This window comes from Streptomyces sp. NPDC047130, assembly GCF_040643475.1.
GTDB lineage: Bacteria > Actinomycetota > Actinomycetes > Streptomycetales > Streptomycetaceae > Streptomyces.
Map to the genome: position 1 here is coordinate 25,648 of NZ_JBEYUK010000013.1, position 24,018 is coordinate 49,665.

Genomic DNA, 24,018 nt, shown 5'->3' on the forward strand with positions numbered 1-24,018 from the left:
CCGAACGCGGCGCCGTTTTCCGTGCGCCGCCCTACAGGGCTCGTGCCTGCCCTACAGGGCTCGTGCTCTGCCCTACAGGGCTCGTGCTCTGCCCTACAGGGCTCGTGCTCTGCCCTACAGGGCTCGTGCCTGCCCTGCAGGGCTCGTGCGCCGCCCGGGCGGGCTCACCCGGCCGGGGCCGGCTGCGCCTCCCGGTCGCGGGGCATCACGTGGAGCCTCGGGTGGGCGCCCCGCCAGGTGACGGAGAGGCGGAGGTGCCCGACACGGGCCAGGGCGACGCCCACGGCGACCGCGGAGAGGGCGGCGACCGCCCCGCACACCGCGAAACCGGCGCGCGGCCCGTAGACGTCCGTGGCCCATCCCGCCAGCGGCGCCCCGATCGGGGTGCCGCCCAGGAAGACCATCATGAAGAGCGACATCACCCGCCCCCGCATCGCCGGCTCGGTCGCCATCTGGACGCTGGTGTTGGCGGTGACGTTCACCGTCATGCTGAACGCGCCGATCGGCACCAGCAGCGCCGCGAACATCCACATCTCGGGACTGAGCGCCGCCGCCACCTCCAGCACGCCGAAGGCGAGCGCCGCCGCGATCAGCAGCCGCAGCCGAGCGTGGCCGCGCCGGGCGGCGAGCAGCGCGCCGACGAGCGAACCGACGGCGATCAGCGTGTTGAACAGCGAGTAGCCGCCCGCCCCGGTGTGGAAGACGTCGTCGGCGAACGCGGACAGCACGACGGGGAAGTTGAAGCCGAAGGCCCCGACGAAGCCGATCAGGACGATCGTCCAGTACAGGTGCGGCCGCCCGGAGACGTAGCGGATGCCCTCGCGCAGCTGGCCCTTGGCGCGTGGAGCGCGCTCCACGGGGTGGAGCTCCCGGTCCCGCATCATCAGCAGGCCGGCGATGGGCGCGGCGAAGGACAGGCCGTTGATCAGGAAGGCCCAGCCCGTGCCCATGCCGGTGATCAGCACACCGGCCACGGCGGGCCCGACCAGGCGCGCGGACTGGAAGTTGGCGGAGTTGAGGCTGACCGCGTTCTGGAGCTGGCCGCGGCCGACCATCTCGGAGACGAAGGTCTGCCGCGCCGGGTTGTCCACCACGGTGGCCATGCCGACCAGGAAGGCGGCCAGGTAGACGTGCCACACCTCGACGCTTCCGCTCAGCACGAGTGCGGCGAGGCCGAGGCCGGTGACGGCCATGGAGGACTGGGTGACGAGCAGGGTGGGCCGCTTGGGCAGCCGGTCCACCAGCAGGCCGCCGTAGAGGCCGAAGAGGAGCATGGGCAGGAACTGCAGGGCCGTGGTGATGCCGACGGCGGTGGACGAGCCGGTGAGGCTCAGCACCAGCCAGTCCTGGGCGATGCGCTGCATCCAGGTGCCGATGTTGGAGACGACCTGGCCGGCGAAGAAGAGCCGGTAGTTCCTGATCCGGAGGGAGCTGAACATGGAGCCCTGGCGGGGCTCACGGGGCGGGCGGGGTGTGCGAGGTGTGCGGGCCGGGCCGGTCCCGCGGATGCCCGGCATCGCGCGGGCCGTGCGGAACGAACGAGCGGTCCGCCACGTGCGGGTCGCACGGGTCGTGCGGGTCGTGCGGTGGGGTCGGGGTGCGATCGGTGCGGGGGCGGAGTCTGCTCCGGATCCCGAACTCAAAGGGTCTCGCCTCCTTATGGCGTCCAGCTCACAGATGGGCGAGCTTCTCCAGCACCGGCGCCGCGGCACGGAGCTTCGCCCATTCCTCCTCGTCGAGTCCCTCGTCCACCAGCGACGCGAGGAACGCGTTCCTCCTGCGGCGGCTTTCCTCGAGCATCGCCTCGGCCGCGTCGGTCTGGGAGACGACCTTCTGCCGGCGGTCGTCGGGATGCGGCTCCAGACGGACCAGCCCCTTCGCCTCCAGCAGGGCCACGATGCGGGTCATGGACGGCGGCTGCACGTGCTCCTTGCGGGCCAGCTCGCCGGGGGTGGCCCGGCCGCAGCGGGCGAGCGTGCCGAGCACCGACATCTCGGTGGGGCTCAGCGACTCGTCCACCCGCTGGTGCTTGAGCCGACGGGCCAGGCGCATCACGGCGGAGCGCAGGTCGTTCACGGCGTCCGCGTCGTCGCCGTGGGTGAGGTCCAGCATGTTCCTTAGCGTAACTCATTACTCAACCTAAGGAACACCCGAGGGGGCGGTTGACGGCAGGAGGGTGGGCGAGATCACCCGATGGAGTGATCCCGGGGATGTGGACGAGACACCTTCGGGGCGCCGGCGCGACCCTCGTCCCCATGCAGACGACGCAGTCGACGGGCCGCACCGACTCCGGTGTGCTCAGCCTGCGTGTCGACGGGGACCTGCTCGACCGTCTCCGCACACACGCGGCGAGAAGCGGAATGAGCGTCCAGGACTACGTGATCCGGACGCTCGTGAGGGACGACTTCGACCGGCGGTTCCGCACCGCGGTCGAGGAGACGGAGAGGTTGTACGGCTACGGCCCCGCGCACGGGAACGCGGGGCCGTAGCCGGTCCGGGGCCCGAGGGCCGCCGGGGTGGAGCGGATAAGGATCAGGCGAGGCCGAGGGCCGGCATCAGGTAGTAGAAGACGAAGACCGCCGAGACCGCCCACATCGCCGCCGGGACGCCCTTGGCGCGGCCGGTCGCCAGGCGCAGCACCGCGAAGGTGATGAAGCCCAGGCCGATGCCGGTGGTGATGGAGAAGGTGAACGGCATCGCCAGCATGGTGATGAAGGCCGGGATCGCGATCGACCAGTCGCTCCAGTCGATCTCCTTGATGTTGCCCGCCAGGATCAGGAAGCCGACGGCGACCAGCGCCGGGGTGGCGGCCTGCGAGGGCACCATGGTGGCGACCGGGGTCAGGAAGAGCGCGACGGCGAAGAGGGCGCCGCTGACCACGTTGGCGAAACCGGTGCGGGCGCCCTCGCCGACACCGGCGGTGGACTCCACGAAGCAGGTGGTGGCCGAGGAGGAGGTGGCGCCGCCGGCGGCGACCGCGATGCCGTCGATGAACAGCACCTTGTTCATGCCTGGCATCTGGCCCTGCGCGTCCGTCAGCTTCGCCTCGTCGCTGATGCCCATGATCGTGCCCATGGCGTCGAAGAAGCAGGACAGCAGGACGGTGAAGACGAAGAGGACACCGGTGAGGATGCCGACCTTCTCGAAGCCGCCGAAGAGGCTGACCTGACCGACCAGGCTGAAGTCGGGGGCGGCGAAGGGGTTGCCGGGCCACTCGGGCGTGGTCAGGCCCCAGCTCTTCACGTCGGCGACGGCGTGGATGACCATCGCGACGACGGTCATCGCGACGATCGAGATCAGGATGGCGCCGGGCACCTTGCGGATCATCAGCGCGAAGGTGAGCAGCACGCCCAGGACGAAGACCAGGACCGGCCAGCCGAGGAGCTGGTTGCCGACGCCGAGCTGCAGCGGGACGGTGGTGTTCGCGGCGTCCGGCATCCGGGTGACGAAGCCGGAGTCGACCAGGCCGAGCAGCAGCACGAACAGGCCGATGCCGATGGCGATCGCCTTGCGCAGCCCGAACGGCACGGCGTTCATGACGCGTTCCCGCAGGCCCGAGGCGACGAGCAGCATCACCACGAAGCCGGCCAGCACGACCATGCCCATGGCGTCCGGCCACGACATCCGCGGCGCGAGCTGCAGGGCGACCACGGTGTTGACGCCGAGGCCGGCGGCGAGGGCGATCGGGACGTTGCCGATGACGCCCATCAGGAGGGTGGAGAAGGCCGCGGAGAGCGCGGTCGCGGTCACCAGCTGGGCGTTGTCCAGCTGGTTCCCGTACATGTCCTTCGCGCTGCCCAGGATGATCGGGTTCAGCACGATGATGTACGCCATCGCGAAGAAGGTGGCGAAGCCGCCGCGGACCTCGCGGGACAGGGTGCTGCCCCGCTCGGAGATCTTGAAGAAGCGGTCGAGGGCGCCGAACCGGGGCTGGCCCGGCTGCTCGGGCGCGGTGGCCGTGGCGGTGGCCGAGGTGGACATACGGGACCTCAGATGTGCATGGGGGCTGGGGATCCGTCCGGCGGCTCTCGTAGGTTTCTACGACGCATATCAGCCAGGCGGTGTCTCCAACAGTATGAACATATAAACCTCGCGTTAGCGAATCTCCGGGCATGCGGGCGAGGAACGCCGAAAGCGGGTGCGAGGAGCCTCGTAGACTGACGCCATGGCGAAGTGGACCCCCAAGCACGAGGCGCCGGAGCCCCTGGAGGGCCCCGTGGTAGCCACCATCACCGGCGGCACGATCCTGTGGTTCGTCCTCTTCCTCGTCCAACTCCCCTTCTACGGCTGGTTCGACGACAACGGGCACGCGTGGTGGGTCTGGACCTGCCTCGCCGGCGGCGGGCTGGGCCTGATCGGCATCTGGTACGTCCGCAAACGCGATGCCGCGCTCCGGCGGGCCGCGGCGGAGCGCCACCCCGCTCCGTGACCCATTTCACGCCACCTCCCTCACGCTGACGCCCCGTCCGCCACCCCGCAACCGGCGCGGTCCGAACGGCGTAGGCCGGGTGACGGGGTGACCGAGGGCCGGGTGGCCGGGTGACGGGGTGGCCGGGGGCCGGGTCAGGTGGTGCGGCGACGGCGGGCGGCGGCCCAGAGGCCGACGACCACGGCGATCAGGGCCACGCCGCCGAGGGTGACCTCGCCGGAGCCGTCGGGCGCGGACCCCGCGGGGCCGCCCTCCGCCGGGGACGGCGCGGGCCGGCGGGACGCGTCGGGTCCGGACCCCGTCGGCGCCGGCCGGGCCACCACCCGGCTGCGCTCCCCCTCGCTGCCGAACAGCAGCCGTGTCCCGTCCGCGGTGAACGCGAGCGACTCGCCCTGCCCCTGGAACGGCGGCGACAGCCGCTCCCGCTCCTCGGGCCGCCCCTCGTTCCAGTCCAGCAGGACGCCCTCCAGGTAGCCGCGCACCGCCAGCAGCGACCCGTCCGGCGAGAACGCCGCGTCCGTCGCCCACACCCCCACCTCGGCCACCGGCCGGAAGACGTTCACCCCCGACGCCGACAGCCGCTCCGGTCCGGCGAAGAGCCGCCCGTCCCCGTCGCGCCGCTTGTCGACGATGTAGACCCGCCCGGTCCGGGGGTGGACGGCCAGCGACTCGGCGTCCCGCGCCCCGCCCTCGTACCGCACCACGTACTGGGTGGCCCGCACCGTGGCGTCCCGCAGTTCCTTCGGCTCGGGGAAGGCGTAGATCCAGACGTGGTCCCAGCCGCCGTCGAAGTTGTCGCCGATGTCCCCGACGTACACCCGCCCGTCCGGGCCGACCGACACGGCCTCGACGTCCCGCGCCTGCCCGACCCCCGCGAGCGTGACGGTGGCGACCGTGCGGCCCGTGCGGCCGTCCACGGCGAACACCCGGGAGCCGTCGTCGCTGTCGTTGTGCGTCCAGTAGAACCCCGGATGGCGGCGGGAGGCGGCCAGGCCGCTGGACTCGGTGATCCGCGGGTCCTGGAGGGTGAAGCCTCCGTCCGCCTCCTCCGCCGCGGCGGGCACGGCGCCGGCCGGGCCCACCGCCCCGCAGGCGGCGGCCAGGACGACGGCCCCGACGCGGGACGCGAGCGATCGACGCAGCATGCGCCCAGTGTCCCCCCTCACGTCGCGTCGTGGGCCGCGAACGGGGCATCATGATCGGATGCTCAGGTTCATGCCCGTCGGGGACTCCATGACGATCGGCAGCGCGGGGGAGCACACCTGGCGCTACCGCCTCTGGCAGCACCTGCGGGCCACGCTGGACGCCCCGTTCCGGATCGTCGGGCCCCGCGAGGCGCTCCACGACCCGGTCACCGACGGCCCCGACTCGTACGCGTACGCGCCCGGTGTCGACCCGGCGTTCCCCCGGGCCCACCTGGCCGGCTGGGGCGAGGGGTGGCACCACATGATGCCGCTGATCGGCGACGCCGTCCGCGCCCACCGGGCCGACGTGCTGCTGATCTCGCTGGGCCTGATCGACCTCGGCTTCTACACCAACGCGCGGCAGACGGCCGACAACGTCCGCCGCTTCGTGATCGACGCGCGCGAGGCCCGGCCGGGGGTGCGGATGGTGATGCTCCCGGTCATCCCCAACGTCCGCGCCGCCGGGGACGGGGACTTCGCCCGCGAGGTGAGCCGCTTCAACGAACTCCTCGCCAAGGAGACCGCCGAGCTGCACACCGACCTCTCCCCCGTCCTGCTCGCCCCCGTCCCGCCCGGCTGGGACATCGACCACGACACCTACGACGGCACCCACCCCAACGCCGCGGGCGAGCACAAGCTGGCGGCGACCTTCGCCGACACCATGCACGAGGCGTGGGGACTCGGCGAACGGTACGAACCGACGTTCCCCTGAGGGAACGTACGGGCGTTACCAGACATCGACCACGGCACCCACCCGACTCTTTGCCACGTCCGGGCAGAAGCCGTTGAGGTGGCCGGGAAAGTCGAGATCTCGACCTCACCGACACCTCCCTCGCCCTCGTCCTCCCCACCAAGGACTTCCCGGTGGAGTGATCACCGATGGCCGCCGAGTCCCTCTTGCCCCACGCCCCGTCAGGGAGTTGGCTGGGGGACCATGAAGTACACACAGTTGGGACGCACGGGTCTCAAGGTCAGCCGGCTGGTCCTCGGGACCATGAACTTCGGGCCGCAGACCGACGAGGCCGACAGCCACGCGATCATGGACGCGGCGCTGGACGCCGGGATCAACTTCTTCGACACGGCCAACGTGTACGGGTGGGGCGAGAACAAGGGCCGCACCGAGTCGATCATCGGCAGCTGGTTCGCCAAGGGCGGGGACCGCCGCGACAAGGTGGTGCTGGCCACCAAGGTCTACGGCAACATGAGCGCCGACGAGAGGCCCTGGCCCAACCACGACCGGCTCTCCGCGCTGAACATCCGCCGGGCCGTGGACGCCAGCCTCAAGCGGCTGAACACCGACTACATCGACCTGTACCAGTTCCACCACATCGACCGCCGGACGCCGTTCGAGGAGATCTGGCAGGCGATGGACGTCCTGGTCCAGCAGGGCAAGGTCCTCTACGTCGGGTCCTCCAACTTCCCCGGCTTCAAGATCGCCCAGGCCAACGAGGTCGCCTCGCGCCGCGGTGGCGGCACCACCATCGGCCTGGTCAGCGAGCAGTGCCTCTACAACCTGGTCGAGCGCCGCGCCGAGATGGAGGTGATCCCGGCCGCCCGCGACTACGGGCTGGGCGTGATCCCCTGGTCGCCGCTGCACGGCGGTCTGCTGGGCGGCGTGCTGAAGAAGGAGAGCGAGGGCAGGCGGCGGGCGAGCGGCCGCTCCGCGGACGCGCTGGCCAACACGGCCATGCGGGACAAGGTGCAGGCGTACGAGGACCTGCTCGACAAGCACGGCATCGAGCCGGGCGAGGCGGCGCTGGCCTGGCTGCTGACCCGGCCCGGCGTCACCGGCCCGATCGTCGGCCCGCGCACGACCGAGCAGCTCGAGTCCGCGCTGCGGGCGGTCGAGCTGGAGCTGGGCGAGGAGGTGCTGGACGGGCTGGAGGAGATCTTCCCCGGTCCGGGCCCGACGCCGGAGGCGTTCGCCTGGTGAGGTGACCGCCCGGTCTCCCGACGTCTCGCGCCGTCGGCCGGCCTACCGGCCGACGGCCGAGGCGAGGGCGACGACGACGAACATCAGCACGAGCACACCGGCCATGATCCGGTTACGGGTCTTGGAATCCACGCCTTCGAGGTTAACCGGACGCCTCCAGGGCCCAGCGGGCGACCGTCTCGTAGCGCGGCTGCTCGCCGGGGACCCCCGAGCGCGGCAGCCGGCTGCGGACCAGGGCCAGCTCGTCGACGGTCCAGGAACGGCCCCGGTAGCCCTCCAGGGCGTCCAGCAGCGGCCGGACGTCCGGCGGGGCGGAGCCGCGGCCGGAGCGGGCGAGGGAGAGGTGCGGGCGGTACCGCCGGTGTTCCTCCGTGTCGACGCCGGCCTTGCGGGCGGCGGCCTCGGTGCGCGAGGCCAGGAACCGCAGGTCCCGCACGTCGCCCCGCACCCCGGCCCAGACGGCGCGGCCCCGGCCGAACTGGCCCGCGCCGCCCAGGGCCAGCGCGAACGGCCCGGTGTGCGCCGCCGCGCGGGCCAGCCGCTCGCGCAGGGCGGGCAGCCGCTCCTCGTCGACCTCCCCGTAGAAGGCGAGGGTGAGGTGCCAGTTCCCGGGGGCGGTCCAGCGCAGGTCCCGCCCGGCGGGCAGCTCCCTGAGCGGGGCCACCGCCTCCGCGAGGTCCTGGATCACGTCCTGCGGCGGGAGCACGGCGGCGAAGAGGCGCATGGCACCAGGGTGACGGTCCGGGCCGCCCGGGCGCCAACCGCTTTTCCGGCGCGCCGCCCGCCTCCGCGCCGCCCGCCGCCGCGCCGCCTCCCGGTCAGTCGAACCAGCGTGCCGTGGCCAGCTCCTCGGTGCGGGTCGGGTCCTCCAGGAGGGCGGCGACCTCGAAGCGCCGCGGCCACTGGCGGGCCGCCCAGGCGAGACCGGCGGCGACGCCCTCCAGGGTGGCCGCGTGGACGGTGCCGTCGGAGGTGTACCGCCAGTCCAGCCCGGTCCCGTCGACCATCAGCTCCTCGTGCTCCACGTACGACTCCGGCGCGGCCGGGCCCAGCAGCGCCCGCACCGCCTCCGGGACCTCGTGCTCCACGCCCAGGGAGGTGACCGTGCCGGGGACCGTGTCGCCGAGGCGGCGGACCTGGAAGAGCTCCGAGAGACCGGCGGCCAGGCCCGGCCGCACCGGCAGCAGCGGGGTCCCGGCGATCAGCGGGAGCAGGTCGGGCGCGTCCGCGACCACCGCGTAGGCGGCGTCCACGACCTCCACCCGGCCGTCCACCACCGCGCGCAGCTCGTCCGGCAGCAGCCCCACCCGCTCGGGGTCGAGCTCGGCGAGCGCGCTGTACAGGCCGTGGAGCTGGGCCGGCGTCACCCGGCGGTCCGGGTCGGCGAGGCGGTCGAGCAGCTCGGCGGGGCCGCCCGGCTCGTCGAGCAGCGCGGCCACCGTGGTACGCACCCCGAGGGCGCGGAGGACCTGGGCGTCGTCGAAGCCGGTGGCGTCCGCCTCGTCGTAGAGGCCGCGCAGCAGCGGGTCGCCGCCGGCGGCGAGCAGGCCGGCCGGGCGGCGGCCGTCCAGCACCGGATGGCCGCGCAGCCACCAGGCCGTGTAGGGGCGCACGGTCTCGTGGGTGCCGTCCGGCATCAGCACCCGCACCGGCTGGGTCAGGGCGTCCCGCAGCGGCGGCCGGGACAGCAGGGCGAGCGCCTCGGGCCAGTGGTCGTCGTCGACCAGTTCCAGGTCGCGGACGGCGACCAGCTCGGTGGCGACCGGCGGCACCGGGGTGTCGGGGAACCGGTCCAGGACGTCCTCGCACCAGACGTCGACCGCGTCCAGCAGGCCCGCGTCGTCCGGCTCGGCGAAGTCCCCGTCGCGCGGCTCGAGTTCGTCCGGGTCGAGGACGACGTCGTGCGCGCGGACCAGGGCGAAGCCGGCCAGCACGCCGCAGGCGGCGAGGGTCTCCTCGCCCCAGCGGTCGGCCAGCTCCTGGTCGACGGCGAGGAGTTCGCCCTCGCGGACGACGCGGGCGAAGGCACTGCCGGGGAGGAGGAGTTCCCCGGCCGGGGCGAGCTCGCCGTCCTCGTCGGGCAGCGCCAGGGCGCCCAGCCAGGGCTCCTCGCCGGGCTCCAGGCCGGCGTCGCGGACCAGGGTGAGGACCAGGTCGGCGAGTTCGACGGCGTCCAGGGCGTCCTCGTCCCAGCCGGCGCCCTCGTCGTCCAGCGAGGCGGCGACGGCGGCCCGGACCTGGCCGGTGGTGAGGACGGAGCGGGCGGTGGCGGGGAGCGCGCCCAGCTTCTCCAGCAGGGGATGGGCGGCGTCCGGATGGGCGACCTTCAGTCCGAGGCGGCCGAGGAGTTCCGGGGCGACGCGCGGACCGTCGGGGGTGGGCAGCAGCACCTGGCGCGGCCCGATGACGGTCCGCCCGCCCCCGGCCAGCGGCACCGGCAGGCCGGTGAGCCGGTCCGGGTCGACGCCCAGCAGGCTGTCGTAGAGCCGGCGCCACCACGCGGGGGACTTCTCCAGCCCCGCCAGCCGGTCCACCGCCTCGGTCAGCGGGATCCGGGCGACGCCCAGCGCCCGCAGCTCGGTGCGGCGCTCGAGCCCGGCGGGCAGCAGGGTGGGCAGCACCTCGGCGAGGACCCGGACGGTGTCGGCGCCCGCGCCCTCGACGATCTCCGCGTCCCGGGGCCGCAGCGCCTCGGGGAGGTCGCTGTCGGAGCCGTCGCCGCGCGGCGGGAGGGCGGGCGGGAGGAAGGGCGTGCGGGGCAGGCGCTCCAGGACGGCGGCCCGCAGCGCGCCGTCCAGCTCGCTCCTGCCGAGCGGGCCGGGGACCAGGGAGATCAGGCCCTCGCCCACCGGACGCCAGGCGGCGAGCAGTTCGGTGTAGAGGGCGGCGGCGCGGTCCACCAGGAAGTCGGTGAGCGGTCCCGGGGCGACGTGGCGCCGGGTGGTGTCCAGCGGGAAGGTGGCGATCAGCAGGGCCGGGACGCCCAGCGGCTCGTCGCTGGGCGTCGGCGCGTGCACCACCGCCTTGGTGCGGGGGCGGGCGGGCGCGCCGGCCTCGTCGACCGGGACGGCCCAGGTCACCGACCAGTGCGGGCGCAGGCGTTCCTCGACGGGGCGGTCGGCGAGCAGCCGCTCGTCCAGTCCGCCGTGGTCGGCGGCGATCCGCCAGGAGGTGGCGGTGCCGGACCGGGAGTCCTCCACGACCACCCGGTCGCCCTCGGCCCGGCGGCGCAGCACCCGCGGAGGCTCCCCGTCGGCCTCCACGACGACCTCCGCCAGCCCCGGCAGGGCGAGCAGCAGCGCGTCGTCCACGGCGTCCAGCAGCCGCGTGGCGAGGGCCTCGGCGGCGGGGTCCCGCAGCGGGAGGATCACGGCGGTGTCGTACGGGTCGGGGGCGGTGCCCTCGGCCGGGAGGGGCAGGCGCAGCACCGGGACGTGGCCGTCGCGGCGGCGGATCTCCTCGGTGAGGCCCGCGCTGCCCCTGGCGTCGGCCTCGGCGGCGGCGAGGTCGCGGGACTCGGCGAGGGACCAGCGGACGCCGCCGTGGCGGGAGACCACGGCGGGCTCGTCGGTGACCGCGAGCACCGCGGCGAAGCCGACGCCGAAGCGGCCGACGGCTTCGCCGGCCTCGCGTTTGGCGGAGGCGCGGAGGGTGGAGAGCGACTCCACGCCGGCCGCGTCCAGCGGGGCGCCGGTGTTGGCGGCGACCAGCACGCCGTCGCGCAGGGTGAGGCGGAGGCGGCCGGGCACACCGGCGCGGGCGGCGGCGTCGGCGGCGTTCTGGGCGAGCTCGACGACCAGGCGGTCGCGGTAGCCGCCGAGGACCAGGTCCTCCTCGGCGTTGGCGTCCTCACGGAAGCGGGGAGGGGCGGTGGTCCAGGTGTCCAGGACGGCGCGGCGGAGGCGCGCCGTGCCGAACGGGTCCGGGGCTCCGGGGTCGGTGCTCGTCACGTTCACGGGAAGGAGGCTAACGCCACGGCGGGGCGGTCCACGACGTGAACCCGTTCACCTGCCCGTCACCGGGTACCTGCAGGATGGCGGGGTGAACACGAACCGGACGACGACCCCGACGACGCCCCCGCCGACGACCCGGCCGACCGTGACGGTCGGCTTCGACCTCGACATGACCCTGATCGACTCCCGGCCGGGCATCCACGCCTGCTACACGGCGCTCGCGGAGCGCACCGGGACGTTCGTCGACGCGGATCTGGCGGTGACCCGTCTGGGGCCCCCGCTGGAGACGGAGCTGGCGTACTGGTTCCCCGAGGAGCGGATCGCGGAGGTCGCCGACCTGTACCGGTCGATGTACCCGCGGTACGCGGTGGCGGCGACGCCCGAGATGGCCGGGGCGCGGGCCGCGGTGGACGCCGTGCGGGAGGCGGGCGGCCGGGCCGTGGTCGTCACCGCCAAGTACGAGCCCAACGCCAGGCTGCACCTGGCGCACCTGGGGATCGACGCGGACGCGGTGATCGGCGGCCTGTGGGCGGAGGCCAAGGCGGACGCGCTGCGCGAGCAGGGCGCCACGGTCTACGTCGGCGACCACGTGGGCGACGTGCTGGGCGCGCGGCGGGCCGAGGCGCTGTCCGTCGCGGTGGCGACCGGCCCCTGCCCGGCCGAGGAGCTCCGCGCGGCGGGCGCCGACGTGGTGCTGGCGGACCTGTCGGAGTTCCCCGCCTGGCTGGCCGGCTACCTGCCGGAGCCGGAGGCCGCCTGAGCGGACGCCGCCGGCTCGCCCGCCCGGTCTCCCGTCCGGTCCTCCGCCGCGGCGGAGGCCGCCTCGCGCGCCGCGCGGCGCCCGTCGGCGGCGGTCCGCAGGACGCCGACGGCGGCGATCAGGAAGCCCACGCCCATCAGCATGCTCAGCAGGAACATGTGGACGGGGAACGGCGTGGTGCCCAGGAACAGGGGCGCCACGGTGACCAGGGTGGCCACCGCGCCGAGGACGAAGACGATTCCGCCGATGCGGACCAGGCGGTCCCCGGAATTCATTGGTGTTTGTTCGCGCACCCGACCAGGGTAGTTCCCAGCCAGGCGGAAACGGCCGGGGGACGACTTGTCCCCGGTACGGGGCCCCTTAGCCTGGAACAGCCAGGAACCACAGGAACACCCTGGAACGGCCGCTTTGTCGGCCACCCCGACCGATCAGTACGAGGACGAGGACGACGGACGTGCCCACCGGCAAGGTCAAATGGTTCAACAAGGAGAAGGGCTTCGGCTTCCTCTCCCGCGACGACGGCGGTGACGTCTTCGTCCACTCCTCGGTCCTGCCCGTCGGCGTCGAGGCCCTGAAGCCCGGCCAGCGGGTCGAGTTCGGCGTGGTGGCGGGCCAGCGGGGCGAGCAGGCCCTCGCGGTGAGCCTGCTGGAGCCCGCCCCGTCCGTGGCCGCGGCCCAGCGCCGCAAGCCGGCCGAGCTGGCCTCGATCATCCAGGACCTCACCACACTGCTGGAGGGGATGGTGCCGGGCCTGGACCGGGGCCGCTACCCCGACAAGGCGGTGGGCAAGAAGGTCGCCGCGCTGCTGCGGGCGGTCGCCGACGACCTGGACGTCTAGGAGGCCTGGACGTCCGCCGCGGGGAACGCGGGGAGCGCGGGGAAGGTGAGCGCGTCGGGCTCGAGGGCCGGGACGAGGCCCTGGTCCGCCGCGCGGTCCAGCAGGCCGCGGACGGCCGCGTAGCCCTCCTCGCCGAGGTCCGCGGTGAACTCGTTGACGTACAGGTCGATGTGCTGGTCGGCGACGGCCGGGTCCATCTCCTGCGCGTGCTCCATCACGTACGGCCGCGCCGCCTCCGGGTCGGCCCAGGCGGCGCGCACCGAGGCGCGGGCGGCGTCGGCGAGGCGGTTCAGCGTGTCCGCGCCCAGGGACCGCCTGGCGATGATCGCGCCGAGCGGGATGGCGTGGCCGGTGGTCGCCTCCCAGTGCTCGCCCATGTCGGCCAGCTTGGTCAGGCCGTAGTTCCGGTAGGTGAACCGGGCCTCGTGGATGACGAGTCCGGCGTCCACCCTGCCGTCGCGGACGGCGGGCATGATCTCGTGGAACGGCATCACCACGATCTCGCCGACGCCGCCGGGGACCTCGGAGGCCGCCCACAGCCGGAACAGCAGGTAGGCGGTGGACCGCTCGCTGGGCACCGCGACGGTGCGTCCGGCGAGGCCGGCGGGGGTCGCGGCGTCCCGGGTGAGGACCAGCGGGCCGCAGCCCCGGCCGAGGGCGCCGCCGCAGGGCAGCAGCGCGTACTCGTCCAGCACGTACGGCAGCACCGCGTACGACACCTTCAGCACGTCCAGCTCGCCGCGCTCGGCCATGCCGTTGGTGATGTCGATGTCCGCGAAGGTGACGTCCAGGGCGGGCGCGCCGGGGATCCGGCCGTGGGCCCAGGCGTCGAAGACGAAGGTGTCGTTCGGGCAGGGCGAGTAGGCGATGCGGAGGGTGTCGGTCATGGTCTCCAGCTTCTCAGGACGGGCGCGAGCCGTTCGAAGGCGGTGGTGAGCGCGGCCAGCGCCTCGGGGATCCGCCAGGCGGCGCGGTCGCGGGGGCCGACGGGGTTGGAGACGGCCCGGAGCTCCAGCACCGGCACGCCGTGCGCGGAGGCGGCCTCGGCGACGCCGAAGCCCTCCATCGCCTCGGCCAGCGCGCCGGGGTGACGGGTGCGCAGCAGGTCGGCCCGTGCGGCGGTGCCGGTGACGGTGGAGGCGGTGAGGACCGGGCCCACGGCGGCCCCGGTGGCCTCGGCCGCGGCACGGACCAGGGCGGGCGGCGGGCGGTGGGTGACGACGCCGAAGCCGAGCTCGGTGACGGGCAGGAAGCCGTCGGCGGTCTCCGCGCCGAGGTCGGCGGCGGTGATCGAGTCGGCGAGCACCAGGGAGCCGACGGGGGCGGCGGGCGCGAAGCCGCCGCCGATGCCGGCCGAGACGACCAGGCCGTAGGGTGTGCCGGCCAGGGCGGCCGCGGTGAGCGCGGTGGCGGTGGACGCGGCGGCGAGGGCGGGGCCCACGCCGGCGGCGAGGAGGTCGGGGGCGGCGCCGGCGCCGTCCTCCCGGGTCCGCCGCCCCGTGTCGTCGGGGAGGTGGCGCAGGATCAGGCCGCCGGGCAGCCGGGTCTCCCCTGTCTCCCCGGCGGCGGCGCCGAACGCGCGGGCCACCGCGTCCCCCTCGGCGGGGACGGCGGTGGCCACGAGCACACGGGTCATACGTCGGTCCGGCAGGCGGTCAGTTGTCGCCGCGCTGCAGCTTGAACGTCCACAGGCCGGTGGTCTTGGCCTTGTCGTCCGGGTCGAGCGACTGGATGGCGACGGTGGTGGAGTTGCCCTGGGCGCCGTACTGGGAGCTGAAGAAGACGCTGGCCGGGATGGTCCGGTAGGTGCGGCCGCTGTCCTCGACGAGCGGGCGGCCGTTCATCAGGATCACCCAGCGGCTTTCCGCGATCTCCGGGTCCACGCCGAAGCGGACGGTCTCGTCCTGGTCGACCCGCAGGGTGCGGACGTCCTGGTTCTGGAGGCAGGTGGTCAGCTCCTCCTGCTTGATCTCCTTGCCGTGGTCGAAGCAGGACGCCTCGGAGTGGACCGAGTCCGAACCCACGGTGACGGTGGCGACAGGGGACGGCTTGTCGCCGCAGGCGGTGAGGACGAGCAGCCCGGCGGAAACGGCGCCGACGGCGGCGACGGCTCGGCGGCGGCGCGCGGCGGAGTGCAACGAGGTCATGCCCGAAGGCTATCTGCCCTTGGCAACGACAAGGTCACGCGGGGTCGGCGAGCCGCCCGCGCGGAGGTTCGCGGCGACGCGCGCACGGGGGCCTCCGGCAACGCGCGGGCGGCGGACCGCCGTCGGGCCCGGACGGAGACGGGGGCGGTGGCTCAGGAGTGGCCGAGGTCCTCGGTGGAGGAGTCGGCCGTGGCGGGGACGGAGCCCTCGCCGGGCACCGTGACGGGGTGGAGGACCATGGACTCGACCCGCGTCTCGTCCAGCACCGGCGGCGCCGGACGCGGCGCCTTCGGCATGACGGCCGCCTCCGAGTGCGCTCCGCACCCGTACCCGAGGGACACCACCCGTCCGTCCGCGGGCGAGAACTCGTTGGCGCAGACCCCGAAGGCCTGGCCCAGCGAGCCGCCCACCCGGGCGAGGAACCCGCAGCTCACGCAGGTGGCCGGAGCCGCCTGCGCCATCGGTGTCTTCGGCCCGAAGGACTCCTCCCACCGGTCGGCCGCGCTGTGCAGCCCGTACCGGGAGAGGACCCGCGCCCGCCGCAGACCCAGTTCCTCGGCGACCGCCGCGATCGTGCCGCGCGCCGGGGAGACCGGCAGCTCGGCCGGCCGCGCGCCCGCGACCTCGGCGTCCTCCGCCTCCACCAGGGCGGCCATCTCGTCGGAGACCGCGGAGTTCGGCGCCGGCTCGTCCTCGCCGCTCCAGCCCGGCTCCAGCCGCAGGTCGTCGGCGTTGGTCGGCAGCAGGTCGCCCGGGCCGAGGTCGCCGGGGCGCAGCCGTTCGCTCCACGGCACCCATTCGGGGGCGAGCAGCGCGTCCGGGCCCGGCAGCAGCACCGACTCGTCCAGCGTGACGACCTTGGCGCGGGAGGCGCGGGCCACCGTGACGGCCCAGCGCCAGCCCCGGTAGCCCGGCTCCCGGCACTCGAAGAAGTGCGTGACGACCCGGTCCCCCTCGGAGACCATGCCGACGTGCTCGCCGACGACTCCTGGGGCGGCCGTCTCCTCCGCTGCGGCGCGGGCGAGGTCGACGGCCTCGGCGCACAGGCGGTCGGGGGTGCGGCTTCGCGTTGTCGCTGCGCTCACAGGTATCGCTTCTCTCCTACGCCGTCTCACGGGTGCGCGCGTACGGCGGCGGGGCGGACGGAGCGGACCGGTGGGCCGCGTCGACGTCCGCGCCCGATCGCGCTCGGGCGCACCTATGTCATCCATTCTGCGGGATGAGGTTCAGGCGCGCGGCCGAGTACAACCACCACGGCGCGCAACCGAACGCTACCTTCTCCGTGGCCGTCGGCCCACACCGGCGGGCGGTTCCGGCGATCTGGATCGTCGGCGGACGGTCCCGGGAGCGGTCCGGCGGGGGTCCGGCGGGGGCCCGACAGAGGTGCGGCGGGGGCCCGGCGGGGGGCCCGACAATCCGAACCGCCCGGACGGAACAGCGCATAACCGCCGTCGGCGGGGCACTATGACGGGGTGGCAGCCCTACGCACGTCCCGCGCGAGCCGGGGACGGACCACCGGCGGAGCGGACCGCGACGGCGGACCGCTCCGCGCCGTCGGGCGCGCGCTGAAATCACCGTTCCGCGGTGCGGGACGGCTGATCCGCCGGGTCACCCACGCGCACGGCGCGGGCGAGTCGGGTCTCGGCCGGCTGATCGAACTGCACGCGGTGAACGGCGCGGGCGACGTCCTGATCACCGTGGCGCTGGCCTCCACCGTCTTCTTCTCCGTCCCCACCGACGAGGCGCGCGGCCGCGTCGCGCTGTACCTGGCGATCACCATGGCGCCGTTCGCGCTGCTCGCCCCGGTCATCGGTCCGCTGATCGACCGCATCCCCTGGGGCCGGCGGGCCGCCATGGCGAGCGCGATGGGCGCGCGGGCGGTGCTGGCGCTGGTCCTCACCGGCGCGGTGGCCGGGGGCGGCATCCAGCTCTATCCCGCGGCGCTGGCCGTGCTGGTGTGCTCGCGGACGTACGGCGTGGTGCGCAGCGCGGTGGTGCCGCGGCTGCTGCCCCGGCGGTTCTCTCTGGTCAAGGCCAACTCCCGGGTCACGCTCGGCGGGCTGGTGGCCACCGGCGTGGCCGCGCCGGTGGGCGCGGGGCTGCACCTGATCGGCCCCCGGTGGCCGCTCTACGCGGCGTGCGCCGTCTTCGTCGCGGGGACGATGCTGTCGTTGTCGCTGCCGAAGAAGGTCGACTCCGCGAAGGGCGAGGAACCGGCCCTGCTGGCGGCCGACCCCGAGCACCTGCACGGCCCGCACCGGCGCGTCCCGGAGGACCGGCCCCGGCTGGCGCTGCGCACGGTCGGCACCAGCGTCACCCACGGGCTGGTGGTGAACGCCTCGCAGCGGGTCCTCTCCGGGTTCCTGCTGTTCTTCCTGGCGTTCCTGCTGCGCGAGCATCCGATGAGCGGGCAGTCCGTGGCGGTCTCGATGGGGGTCGTGGGCGTCTCGGCCGGCACGGGCAACGCCCTGGGCACCGCCGTCGGGGCGTGGCTGAGGGCGCGGGCGCCGGAGCGGATCATCGTGACGGTGGTCGCGCTGGTCGTCGTCGCGGCGGCGCTGGCGGCGGCGTTCTTCGGGGCGGCGATGGTCGCGGTCCTCGCGGGGGTCGCGGGCTTCGCCCAGGCGCTGTCCAAGCTGTCGCTGGACGCGATGATCCAGCGCGACGTCCCCGAGCAGGTGCGGACCTCGGCGTTCGCCCGGTCCGAGACGACGCTGCAGATGGCCTGGGTGGTGGGCGGCGCCATCGGCATCTCGCTGCCGCTGGTCGGCCCCCTGGGCCTCGCCGTCGCCGCGGCCATCGTCGGCGCCGGCTGGGCCACCACCGTCCGCGGCCTCCTCCGCTCCGCCGGCTCCACGGGCCGCCACCTGACCTGACCGGGACGCGCCTCCACCGGGCCGCCGCGGACGAACACCGGCTGCCGCACCCGCCCCCCGGCGAACGCACACCGGCGTCCGCCCGGACGCGGTGGGTGGACGCCGGTGGCCGTGCCCGGACCCGGTGGCGGTCGCCGGGGGCGCCGTTCAGGGTCGGCGGCGGGCGGTGTGGAGGACGTAGAGGGCGGAGAGGACGGCGGCGACGCGGAGGACCACCGGGCCGGTCTCCGTGAGGGCCGCCGCGAGTTCGCCCTCGTGCAGGGGGGCGCCCCAGCGGCCGTCGACACGACCCCACAGCCAGGCGACGCCGCCCGCGACGGCGGCCCCCGGCATGATCATCAGCGCCCACCGGGTCTCCGCGGGACCGAGCCGCCGGGAGCCCCACACCACGAGCCAGCCCAGCGCCAGCGGCACCAGGTGTCCCACGGCCGCCCCTGCGATCAGCAGCGCGGCCGCCGTCACCAGGACGGGGCTGCCGAGGCCGCGCCCGGCGCCGCTCCGCCCGCGCGTGACCCGGCCGAACCGCCGCCGGCGGGGCGGGGCGACCACCGCCGCGGCCTCCGCCTCCGCCCCGGGGGCGGCGGCCGCGGCGCCGTCGGCGGTCGCGCCGTCCCGCCCCCCGCGCGGCGGGGGCTTGAGCATCTCGGGGATCTCCACGCCGCCGGTGAAGCCCGGGACCTCCTCCCTCCCGGCCGCCGGGTCGACCCGCCACCAGTCGGTGGCCGCCGGGGCGGCCGGCGCCTCGTCGGTGCGCTGCTTCGGCACGCTCTTGCGCAGGCCCCACAGCCGCCCGCCGCCCGCGCGGGCCCCGGACGGCGGATCCGCCGCCGGATCCGGCGCCGGGTCCGCCGCCGTCGGGTCGGGCGCCCGGCCCGACGGCGGTTCGGGCGCGGGGGGACCCGGCCGTTCCGGGGAGGGCGGCGGCGCGGGCGCCACCGGGTCCGGCTCCTTCCGCTGCGCCGGAACCGGTCCGCCCGCCGCCGCGACCACCGCGTCCGGCGGCCCGATCCGGTCCAGGATCCGCTTCACCGCGGCCGGGCTGTCGCCCATCGCCTTGGCGCGCCGCCGGTCGATCTCGCCCCGCAGCTCCGTCACCAGCCGCATCCGCGCCGCCGACGGCAACTGCCGCTGCTGGGCGATGTCACCGACCCGGCTCAGGTAGTCGTAGACCAGCCGGTCGCTCTCGATACCCACCCGCTCCACCTCCCGTGCACACCGCCCGCGCGCCCGCCCCGCGCAGCCCCGGGCCGCCCTTCCGGCACGCTAGCGCAGACGCCCCGTCACCATCCCCCCACGCGGCCCGGGACACTCCCGGACCCGCCGCCCTGCCTGCCCCTCCACAGCCCTGCCCCGGCAGTGACGGTCCCACCCACTACCGTTGGGCGGATGAGCACCGAGGAGAAGCCGGCGGCAACCCCCCGTTCCCTCGCGGAGGCGTTGCGCGCCCGGGACGACGCGTCGTTGTCCGCGCTGCTGCGCGCCCGCCCCGATCTGGTGACCCCCGTCCCCACCGACCTGACGCAGCTGGCCACGCGGGCCGGCACCCGCGCCTCCGTGACGCGCGCCCTGGAGCGGCTGGACCGCTTCACCCTGCAGACCGCGGAGGCGCTGGCCGTCGCCTCGGACCCCGCCTCCTACGGCGAGCTGCTGCGGCTGATGGCCGGCGAGCAGGGCGACGACCCGGAGGCCGCCGAGTCCCCCGTGGCCCGCGCCCTGCCGTACGCGGTGGACAAGCTGCGCGAGCAGGCCCTCGTCTGGGGGGACGACGGCCACCTGCGTCTGGTGCGCACGGTGCGCGAACTGCTCGCGCCCTCGCCCCGGCAGCCCTCGCCGACCGGCCTGGGCCCGACGGTCGCGGAGGCCGCCGTGCCCATGTCGCCGAACCGGGTGCAGGACATCCTGGCCGCCGCCGGGCTGTCGTCCACCCATGACGCGGTCTCCGCCGTCGCCGCGCTGACCGCGCTCTTCACCGACCCGGAGCGGATGTCGGACCTGCTGTCCGACGCGCCCGCCGACTCGCTGGAGATCCTGGACCGCCTGGTGTGGGGGCCGCCCTACGGCCAGGTCACCCACGATCCGGCGCCCCGGCTGCGCTGGCTGATGGACCGCGGGCTGCTGCTGCCGATCACCCCCGGCACGGTGGTGCTGCCCCGCGAGGTGGCGCTGCACCTGCGCGGCGGACGCGCCCACCGGGTCACCGAGCCGTTCCCGCCGGCCGTGGAGATCGCCGCGCCGCACGCCCCGCAGGTCGTCGACGCCACCGCGGCGGGGCAGGCGTACCAGGCGCTGTCCACGGTCGAGGAGCTGCTGAAGGCGTGGGACGGCGGCGGCCCGGCCGTGCTGCGGGCCGGCGGGCTCAGCGTGCGGGACCTGAAGCGGACGTCGGGGGCGCTGGGCGTCTCCGAGCCGGAGGCGGCGTTCTGGCTGGAGGTCGCCTTCGGCGCGGGCCTGATCGCCTCCGACGGCGAGGCCGACGAGCGGTACGCGCCGACCCCGGCGTCCGACGAGTGGCTGGACCGCCCGCCGGCCGAGCGGTGGGCGCGGCTGGCCCAGCCCTGGCTGACGGGGACCCGCACGGCGGGGGTGGTCGGCGGGCGCGACGCCAAGGACCGCGCCCTGTCCGCGCTGGGCCCCGGCCTGGACCGGTCCGCCGCGCCCGAGGTGCGGCACCGGGTGCTGACGCTGCTGGCCGCGCTGCCCGCCGGGGCGTCGCCGGACGAGCCGTCGCTGCTGCGGCGGCTGCGGTGGGAGCGCCCGCTGCGGCGGGCCGACGGCACGGCCGGTTCCTCGGGCGGCGCCACGGGCGGCGAGGAGGACCTGCGGACCCGGATCGCCCGCTGGACGCTGGAGGAGGCCGAACGCCTCGGCGTCACGGGGCGGGGCGCGCTCTCCTCGCACGGCCGCGCGCTGCTCCTCGGAGAGGACCCGCGGGCCCAGGACGCCGGCAGCGCGGAACCCGAGAAGCCCGAGGAGCACGAGGAGCACGAGGAGTTCGGGGAACTCAGGGAGCTCGGGGAGCCCGGGGAGCCCGGGGTCCCGCGGGCCGGGGTCCGGGAGCCCGGACTCCCGTACGGGTCCGCGGGCGGCGCCGGCCCCGCCGCGGCCGAGGACACCGGGCCGGGCGGAAGACTCCCCGTGCACCGCCACCACCGGGCCGGCGGCCGTCCGGAACCGGTCCCCGCGCCGCTGCCGCCCGCCGAGCAGGCCGTCGCCGCGGACACCGCCGCCCGGGTGCTCACCCCGCTGCTGCCGGCGCCGCTGGACCACGTCCTGCTCCAGGCCGACCTGACGGCGGTGGCGCCGGGCCCGCTGGAGCGGCCGCTCGCCGAGACCCTCGACCTCCTCGCCGAGGTCGAGTCCAAGGGCGGCGCCACCGTCTACCGCTTCACGCCCGGCTCGGTCCGGCGCGCGCTGGACTCCGGCCGCACCGCCGCCGACCTGCACGCCTTCCTCGCCGCGCACTCCCGCACGCCGGTGCCGCAGCCGCTGGCCTACCTGATCGACGACGTCGCCCGGCGGCACGGCGTGCTGCGGGTGGGGGCGTCCTCCTCGTACGTGCGGTGCGACGACGAGAAGGTGCTGGAGGAGATCCTCGCCGACGGGCGGTCCGCCGGCCTGGGCCTGCGGCGGCTGGCGCCCACCGTCCTGGCGGCGCGGACCGACCCGTCGACGCTGCTGGAGGGGCTGCGCTCGATGGGCTTCGCGCCCGCAGCCGAGTCCCCGGAGGGCGACGTCCTGATCGCGCGGGCCGCCGCCCACCGCACGCCGCCGCGGTCCCTGCCGCAGCCGGTGCCGGAGGGCCCGCCGCTGCCGGACGGCCCCCACCTGTCCGCCGCGGTGCGGGCGATCCGCGCGGGCGACGAGGCCGCCACGGCGCCGCTGAAGGCGCCGGAGATCCCGGAGGGCGACCTGCCGCGGTCGTCGGCGCAGGACACCCTGGCCACCCTGCAGATGGCGGTGCTGACCGGCACCCGCGTGCTGATCGGCCACCTCGACGCGAACGGCGTGGCCACCCAGCGGGTCCTGACCCCGCTCAGCGTCGAGGGCGGCTTCGTCACCGCCCACGACCACACGGCCACGGCCGTCCGCACGTACCCCCTCCACCGCATCACGGGCGCGGCGGAACTCGCCGACGAGGAGGCGTAGCGGGGGGCGGGAACCGGGCCGTCGCCCTCCCGGGGGGTCGTGCCCGCGGGAGGGCGGCGGGGCGGTCAGTCGGCGGCCAGGACCTCGTCCGCGTCGACGATGCGGTAGGCGTAGCCCTGCTCGGCCAGGAACCGCTGCCGGTGCGCGGCGAAGTCCTGGTCGACGGTGTCGCGCGCGACCACCGAGTAGAAGTGCGCCTGGTGCCCGTCCGCCTTGGGCCGCAGCACCCGACCGAGCCGCTGCGCCTCCTCCTGCCGGGATCCGAAGGTCCCCGACACCTGGATGGCGACCGTCGCCTCGGGCAGGTCGATCGAGAAGTTGGCGACCTTCGAGACGACCAGCACGTTGATCTCGCCCCGGCGGAACGCGTCGAAGAGCTTCTCGCGCTGCGCGTTGCTGGTCTCGCCCTTGATGACGGGCGCGCCGAGGTGCTCACCGAGCTCGTCGAGCTGGTCGATGTACTGGCCGATCACCAGGATCTGCTGTCCGGCGAACTTCCGGACCAGCGCCTCGGTCACCTTCCGCTTGGTGGCCGTGGTCGCGCAGAACCGGTACTTCTCCTCCGTCTCGGCGGTGGCGTAGGCGAGCCGCTCGGAGTCGGTGAGGTTGACCCGGACCTCGACGCAGTCGGCGGGCGCGATGTAGCCCTGCGCCTCGATCTCCTTCCACGGGGCGTCGAACCGCTTGGGCCCGATCAGCGAGAAGACGTCGGACTCCCGGCCGTCCTCCCGGACCAGCGTGGCCGTCAGGCCGAGGCGGCGCCGCGCCTGCAGGTCGGCGGTGAACTTGAAGACGGGGGCGGGCAGCAGGTGCACCTCGTCGTAGAGGATCAGCCCCCAGTCGCGGGAGTCGAACAGCTCCAGGTGCGGGTAGACGCCCTTCCGGCGGGTCGTCAGCACCTGGTAGGTGGCGATGGTGACCGGCCGGATCTCCTTCTTGGTGCCGCTGTACTCGCCGATCTCGTCCTCGGTGAGCGAGGTCCGGCGCACCAGCTCGGACTTCCACTGCCGCGCCGAGACGGTGTTGGTGACCAGGATCAGCGTGGTCGACCTCGCCTCGGCCATGGCGCCCGCGCCGACCAGCGTCTTGCCCGCGCCGCAGGGCAGCACGACGACGCCGCTGCCGCCGTGCCAGAAGTTCTCCACCGCCTGCTTCTGGTAGGGCCGCAGCTGCCAGCCGTCCTCGTGCAGGTCGATCGGGTGGGCCTCGCCGTCGATGTACCCGGCGAGGTCCTCGGCGGGCCAGCCCAGCTTGAGCAGGGTCTGCTTGATCTGCCCGCGCTCGGACGGGTGCACGGCCACCGAATCGGCGTCGATCCGCGCGCCGACCAGCGGGGCGATGCGCTTGGACTTCAGCACCTCCTCCAGCACCGGGCGGTCGGTGGTGGTGAGCACCAGGCCGTGCACGGGGTGCTTGGAGAGGGTCAGCCGGCCGTAGCGGTCCATCGTCTCGGCGATGTCGACCAGCAGGGCGTGCGGCACCGGGTAGCGGCTGTACGTGACCAGCGCGTCGACGACCTGCTCGGCGTCGTGCCCGGCGGCGCGGGCGTTCCACAGGCCGAGCGGGGTGATGCGGTAGGTGTGGATGTGCTCGGGCGCCCGCTCCAGTTCGGCGAAGGGCGCGATGACCCGACGGCAGTCGTCGGCCTGCTCGTGGTCGACCTCCAGCAGGAGCGTCTTGTCACTCTGCACGATCAGCGGACCGTTCAACAGCGCCACCTTTCCCTCATGGCCGCCCCTTGTCGGCCAAACG

General features: G+C 75.0%; 21 protein-coding genes. 8 read left to right on the forward strand and 13 right to left on the reverse strand.

Annotation, left to right across the window (positions count from 1 at the left end; translation table 11 throughout):
• Positions 1-164: 164 nt before the first annotated feature.
• The gene (locus tag ABZ836_RS17315; protein WP_361143004.1) at positions 165-1,517 is read right to left on the reverse strand and encodes an MFS transporter; all 1,353 of its coding nucleotides are present in this window, start codon (positions 1,515-1,517) and stop codon (positions 165-167) included.
• Positions 1,518-1,671: 154 nt separating this feature from the next.
• Positions 1,672-2,112, reverse strand: coding sequence for a MarR family transcriptional regulator (locus ABZ836_RS17320; RefSeq protein ID WP_356129994.1), 441 nt, complete (start codon positions 2,110-2,112; stop codon positions 1,672-1,674).
• A 143-nt stretch (positions 2,113-2,255) separates the two neighbouring features.
• Here ABZ836_RS17320 and ABZ836_RS17325 point away from each other — a divergent pair, with 143 nt between their 5' ends.
• Positions 2,256-2,489, forward strand: a complete 234-nt coding sequence (locus tag ABZ836_RS17325) for a ribbon-helix-helix protein, CopG family (RefSeq protein WP_356129996.1) — start codon at positions 2,256-2,258, stop codon at positions 2,487-2,489.
• 43 nt (positions 2,490-2,532) lie between these two features.
• On the opposite strand, the gene ABZ836_RS17330 is transcribed toward ABZ836_RS17325, so the two are convergent.
• The gene (locus ABZ836_RS17330; protein WP_356129998.1) at positions 2,533-3,981 is read right to left on the reverse strand and encodes an NCS2 family permease; all 1,449 of its coding nucleotides are present in this window, start codon (positions 3,979-3,981) and stop codon (positions 2,533-2,535) included.
• 184 nt (positions 3,982-4,165) lie between these two features.
• Here ABZ836_RS17330 and ABZ836_RS17335 point away from each other — a divergent pair, with 184 nt between their 5' ends.
• Positions 4,166-4,429, forward strand: a complete 264-nt coding sequence (locus ABZ836_RS17335) for a DUF2530 domain-containing protein (protein WP_356130000.1) — start codon at positions 4,166-4,168, stop codon at positions 4,427-4,429.
• A 134-nt stretch (positions 4,430-4,563) separates the two neighbouring features.
• Here ABZ836_RS17335 and ABZ836_RS17340 read toward each other — a convergent pair whose 3' ends face one another.
• A complete protein-coding gene (locus tag ABZ836_RS17340) occupies positions 4,564-5,571 on the reverse strand; it encodes a WD40 repeat domain-containing protein (protein ID WP_361143268.1) in 1,008 nt (335 codons plus the stop codon).
• 61 nt (positions 5,572-5,632) lie between these two features.
• On the opposite strand from ABZ836_RS17340, the gene ABZ836_RS17345 reads away from it, so the two are divergent.
• Both ABZ836_RS17345 and ABZ836_RS17350 read left to right on the forward strand, forming a co-directional pair.
• Entirely contained in the window at positions 5,633-6,325 is a 693-nt protein-coding gene (locus ABZ836_RS17345) for a GDSL-type esterase/lipase family protein (protein WP_361143009.1), read from the forward strand.
• Positions 6,326-6,547: 222 nt separating this feature from the next.
• Positions 6,548-7,546: an aldo/keto reductase gene (locus ABZ836_RS17350; RefSeq protein ID WP_356130004.1), complete on the forward strand. Its 999-nt coding sequence runs from the start codon at positions 6,548-6,550 to the stop codon at positions 7,544-7,546.
• 142 nt (positions 7,547-7,688) lie between these two features.
• On the opposite strand, the gene thpR is transcribed toward ABZ836_RS17350, so the two are convergent.
• Both thpR and ABZ836_RS17360 read right to left on the reverse strand, forming a co-directional pair.
• Positions 7,689-8,270 carry an RNA 2',3'-cyclic phosphodiesterase gene (gene thpR, locus ABZ836_RS17355; RefSeq protein ID WP_356130006.1) on the reverse strand — a complete coding sequence of 194 codons (582 nt, stop codon included), beginning with the start codon at positions 8,268-8,270 and terminating at the stop codon, positions 7,689-7,691.
• Between the two features lie 94 nt (positions 8,271-8,364).
• Positions 8,365-11,502: a molecular chaperone Hsp90 gene (locus tag ABZ836_RS17360; protein ID WP_361143013.1), complete on the reverse strand. Its 3,138-nt coding sequence runs from the start codon at positions 11,500-11,502 to the stop codon at positions 8,365-8,367.
• 85 nt (positions 11,503-11,587) lie between these two features.
• On the opposite strand from ABZ836_RS17360, the gene ABZ836_RS17365 reads away from it, so the two are divergent.
• Entirely contained in the window at positions 11,588-12,259 is a 672-nt protein-coding gene (locus tag ABZ836_RS17365; RefSeq protein ID WP_356130010.1) for a haloacid dehalogenase-like hydrolase, read from the forward strand.
• Here ABZ836_RS17365 and ABZ836_RS17370 read toward each other — a convergent pair.
• Entirely contained in the window at positions 12,232-12,552 is a 321-nt protein-coding gene (locus tag ABZ836_RS17370; protein WP_361143016.1) for a hypothetical protein, read from the reverse strand. The genes ABZ836_RS17365 and ABZ836_RS17370 overlap by 28 nt on opposite strands.
• A 161-nt stretch (positions 12,553-12,713) precedes the next feature.
• Between ABZ836_RS17370 and ABZ836_RS17375 the strand changes: the two genes are divergently transcribed.
• Positions 12,714-13,097 (forward strand): cold-shock protein, encoded by a 384-nt coding sequence (locus ABZ836_RS17375; RefSeq protein ID WP_356130014.1) that lies wholly within the window; start codon positions 12,714-12,716, stop codon positions 13,095-13,097.
• Here the strand turns inward: ABZ836_RS17375 and ABZ836_RS17380 are convergent.
• The 4 genes from ABZ836_RS17380 to ABZ836_RS17395 form a co-directional block, all read right to left on the reverse strand.
• On the reverse strand, positions 13,094-13,984 hold the full coding sequence (locus ABZ836_RS17380) for a 1,4-dihydroxy-6-naphthoate synthase (RefSeq protein ID WP_356130016.1): 891 nt from the start codon (positions 13,982-13,984) through the stop codon (positions 13,094-13,096). The two genes, ABZ836_RS17375 and ABZ836_RS17380, sit on opposite strands and share 4 nt — an antisense overlap.
• Positions 13,981-14,733 (reverse strand): futalosine hydrolase, encoded by a 753-nt coding sequence (locus ABZ836_RS17385; RefSeq protein WP_361143020.1) that lies wholly within the window; start codon positions 14,731-14,733, stop codon positions 13,981-13,983. The genes ABZ836_RS17380 and ABZ836_RS17385 overlap by 4 nt, the downstream gene beginning before the upstream one ends.
• Before the next feature lie 19 nt (positions 14,734-14,752).
• Positions 14,753-15,244: a DUF2771 domain-containing protein gene (locus tag ABZ836_RS17390; RefSeq protein ID WP_356130020.1), complete on the reverse strand. Its 492-nt coding sequence runs from the start codon at positions 15,242-15,244 to the stop codon at positions 14,753-14,755.
• Positions 15,245-15,396: 152 nt separating this feature from the next.
• A complete protein-coding gene (locus ABZ836_RS17395; RefSeq protein ID WP_361143023.1) occupies positions 15,397-16,329 on the reverse strand; it encodes a DUF3027 domain-containing protein in 933 nt (310 codons plus the stop codon).
• Positions 16,330-16,716: 387 nt separating this feature from the next.
• Here ABZ836_RS17395 and ABZ836_RS17400 point away from each other — a divergent pair, with 387 nt between their 5' ends.
• Positions 16,717-18,120 carry an MFS transporter gene (locus ABZ836_RS17400; protein WP_361143026.1) on the forward strand — a complete coding sequence of 468 codons (1,404 nt, stop codon included), beginning with the start codon at positions 16,717-16,719 and terminating at the stop codon, positions 18,118-18,120.
• Positions 18,121-18,267: 147 nt separating this feature from the next.
• On the opposite strand, the gene ABZ836_RS17405 is transcribed toward ABZ836_RS17400, so the two are convergent.
• Positions 18,268-19,314, reverse strand: coding sequence for a hypothetical protein (locus ABZ836_RS17405; protein ID WP_361143029.1), 1,047 nt, complete (start codon positions 19,312-19,314; stop codon positions 18,268-18,270).
• 192 nt (positions 19,315-19,506) lie between these two features.
• On the opposite strand from ABZ836_RS17405, the gene ABZ836_RS17410 reads away from it, so the two are divergent.
• A complete protein-coding gene (locus tag ABZ836_RS17410) occupies positions 19,507-22,266 on the forward strand; it encodes a helicase-associated domain-containing protein (protein ID WP_361143032.1) in 2,760 nt (919 codons plus the stop codon).
• A gap of 65 nt (positions 22,267-22,331) precedes the next feature.
• Here ABZ836_RS17410 and ABZ836_RS17415 read toward each other — a convergent pair whose 3' ends face one another.
• Positions 22,332-23,975, reverse strand: coding sequence for a DNA repair helicase XPB (locus ABZ836_RS17415; protein ID WP_356130030.1), 1,644 nt, complete (start codon positions 23,973-23,975; stop codon positions 22,332-22,334).
• Between the last annotated feature and the right edge of the window lie 43 nt (positions 23,976-24,018).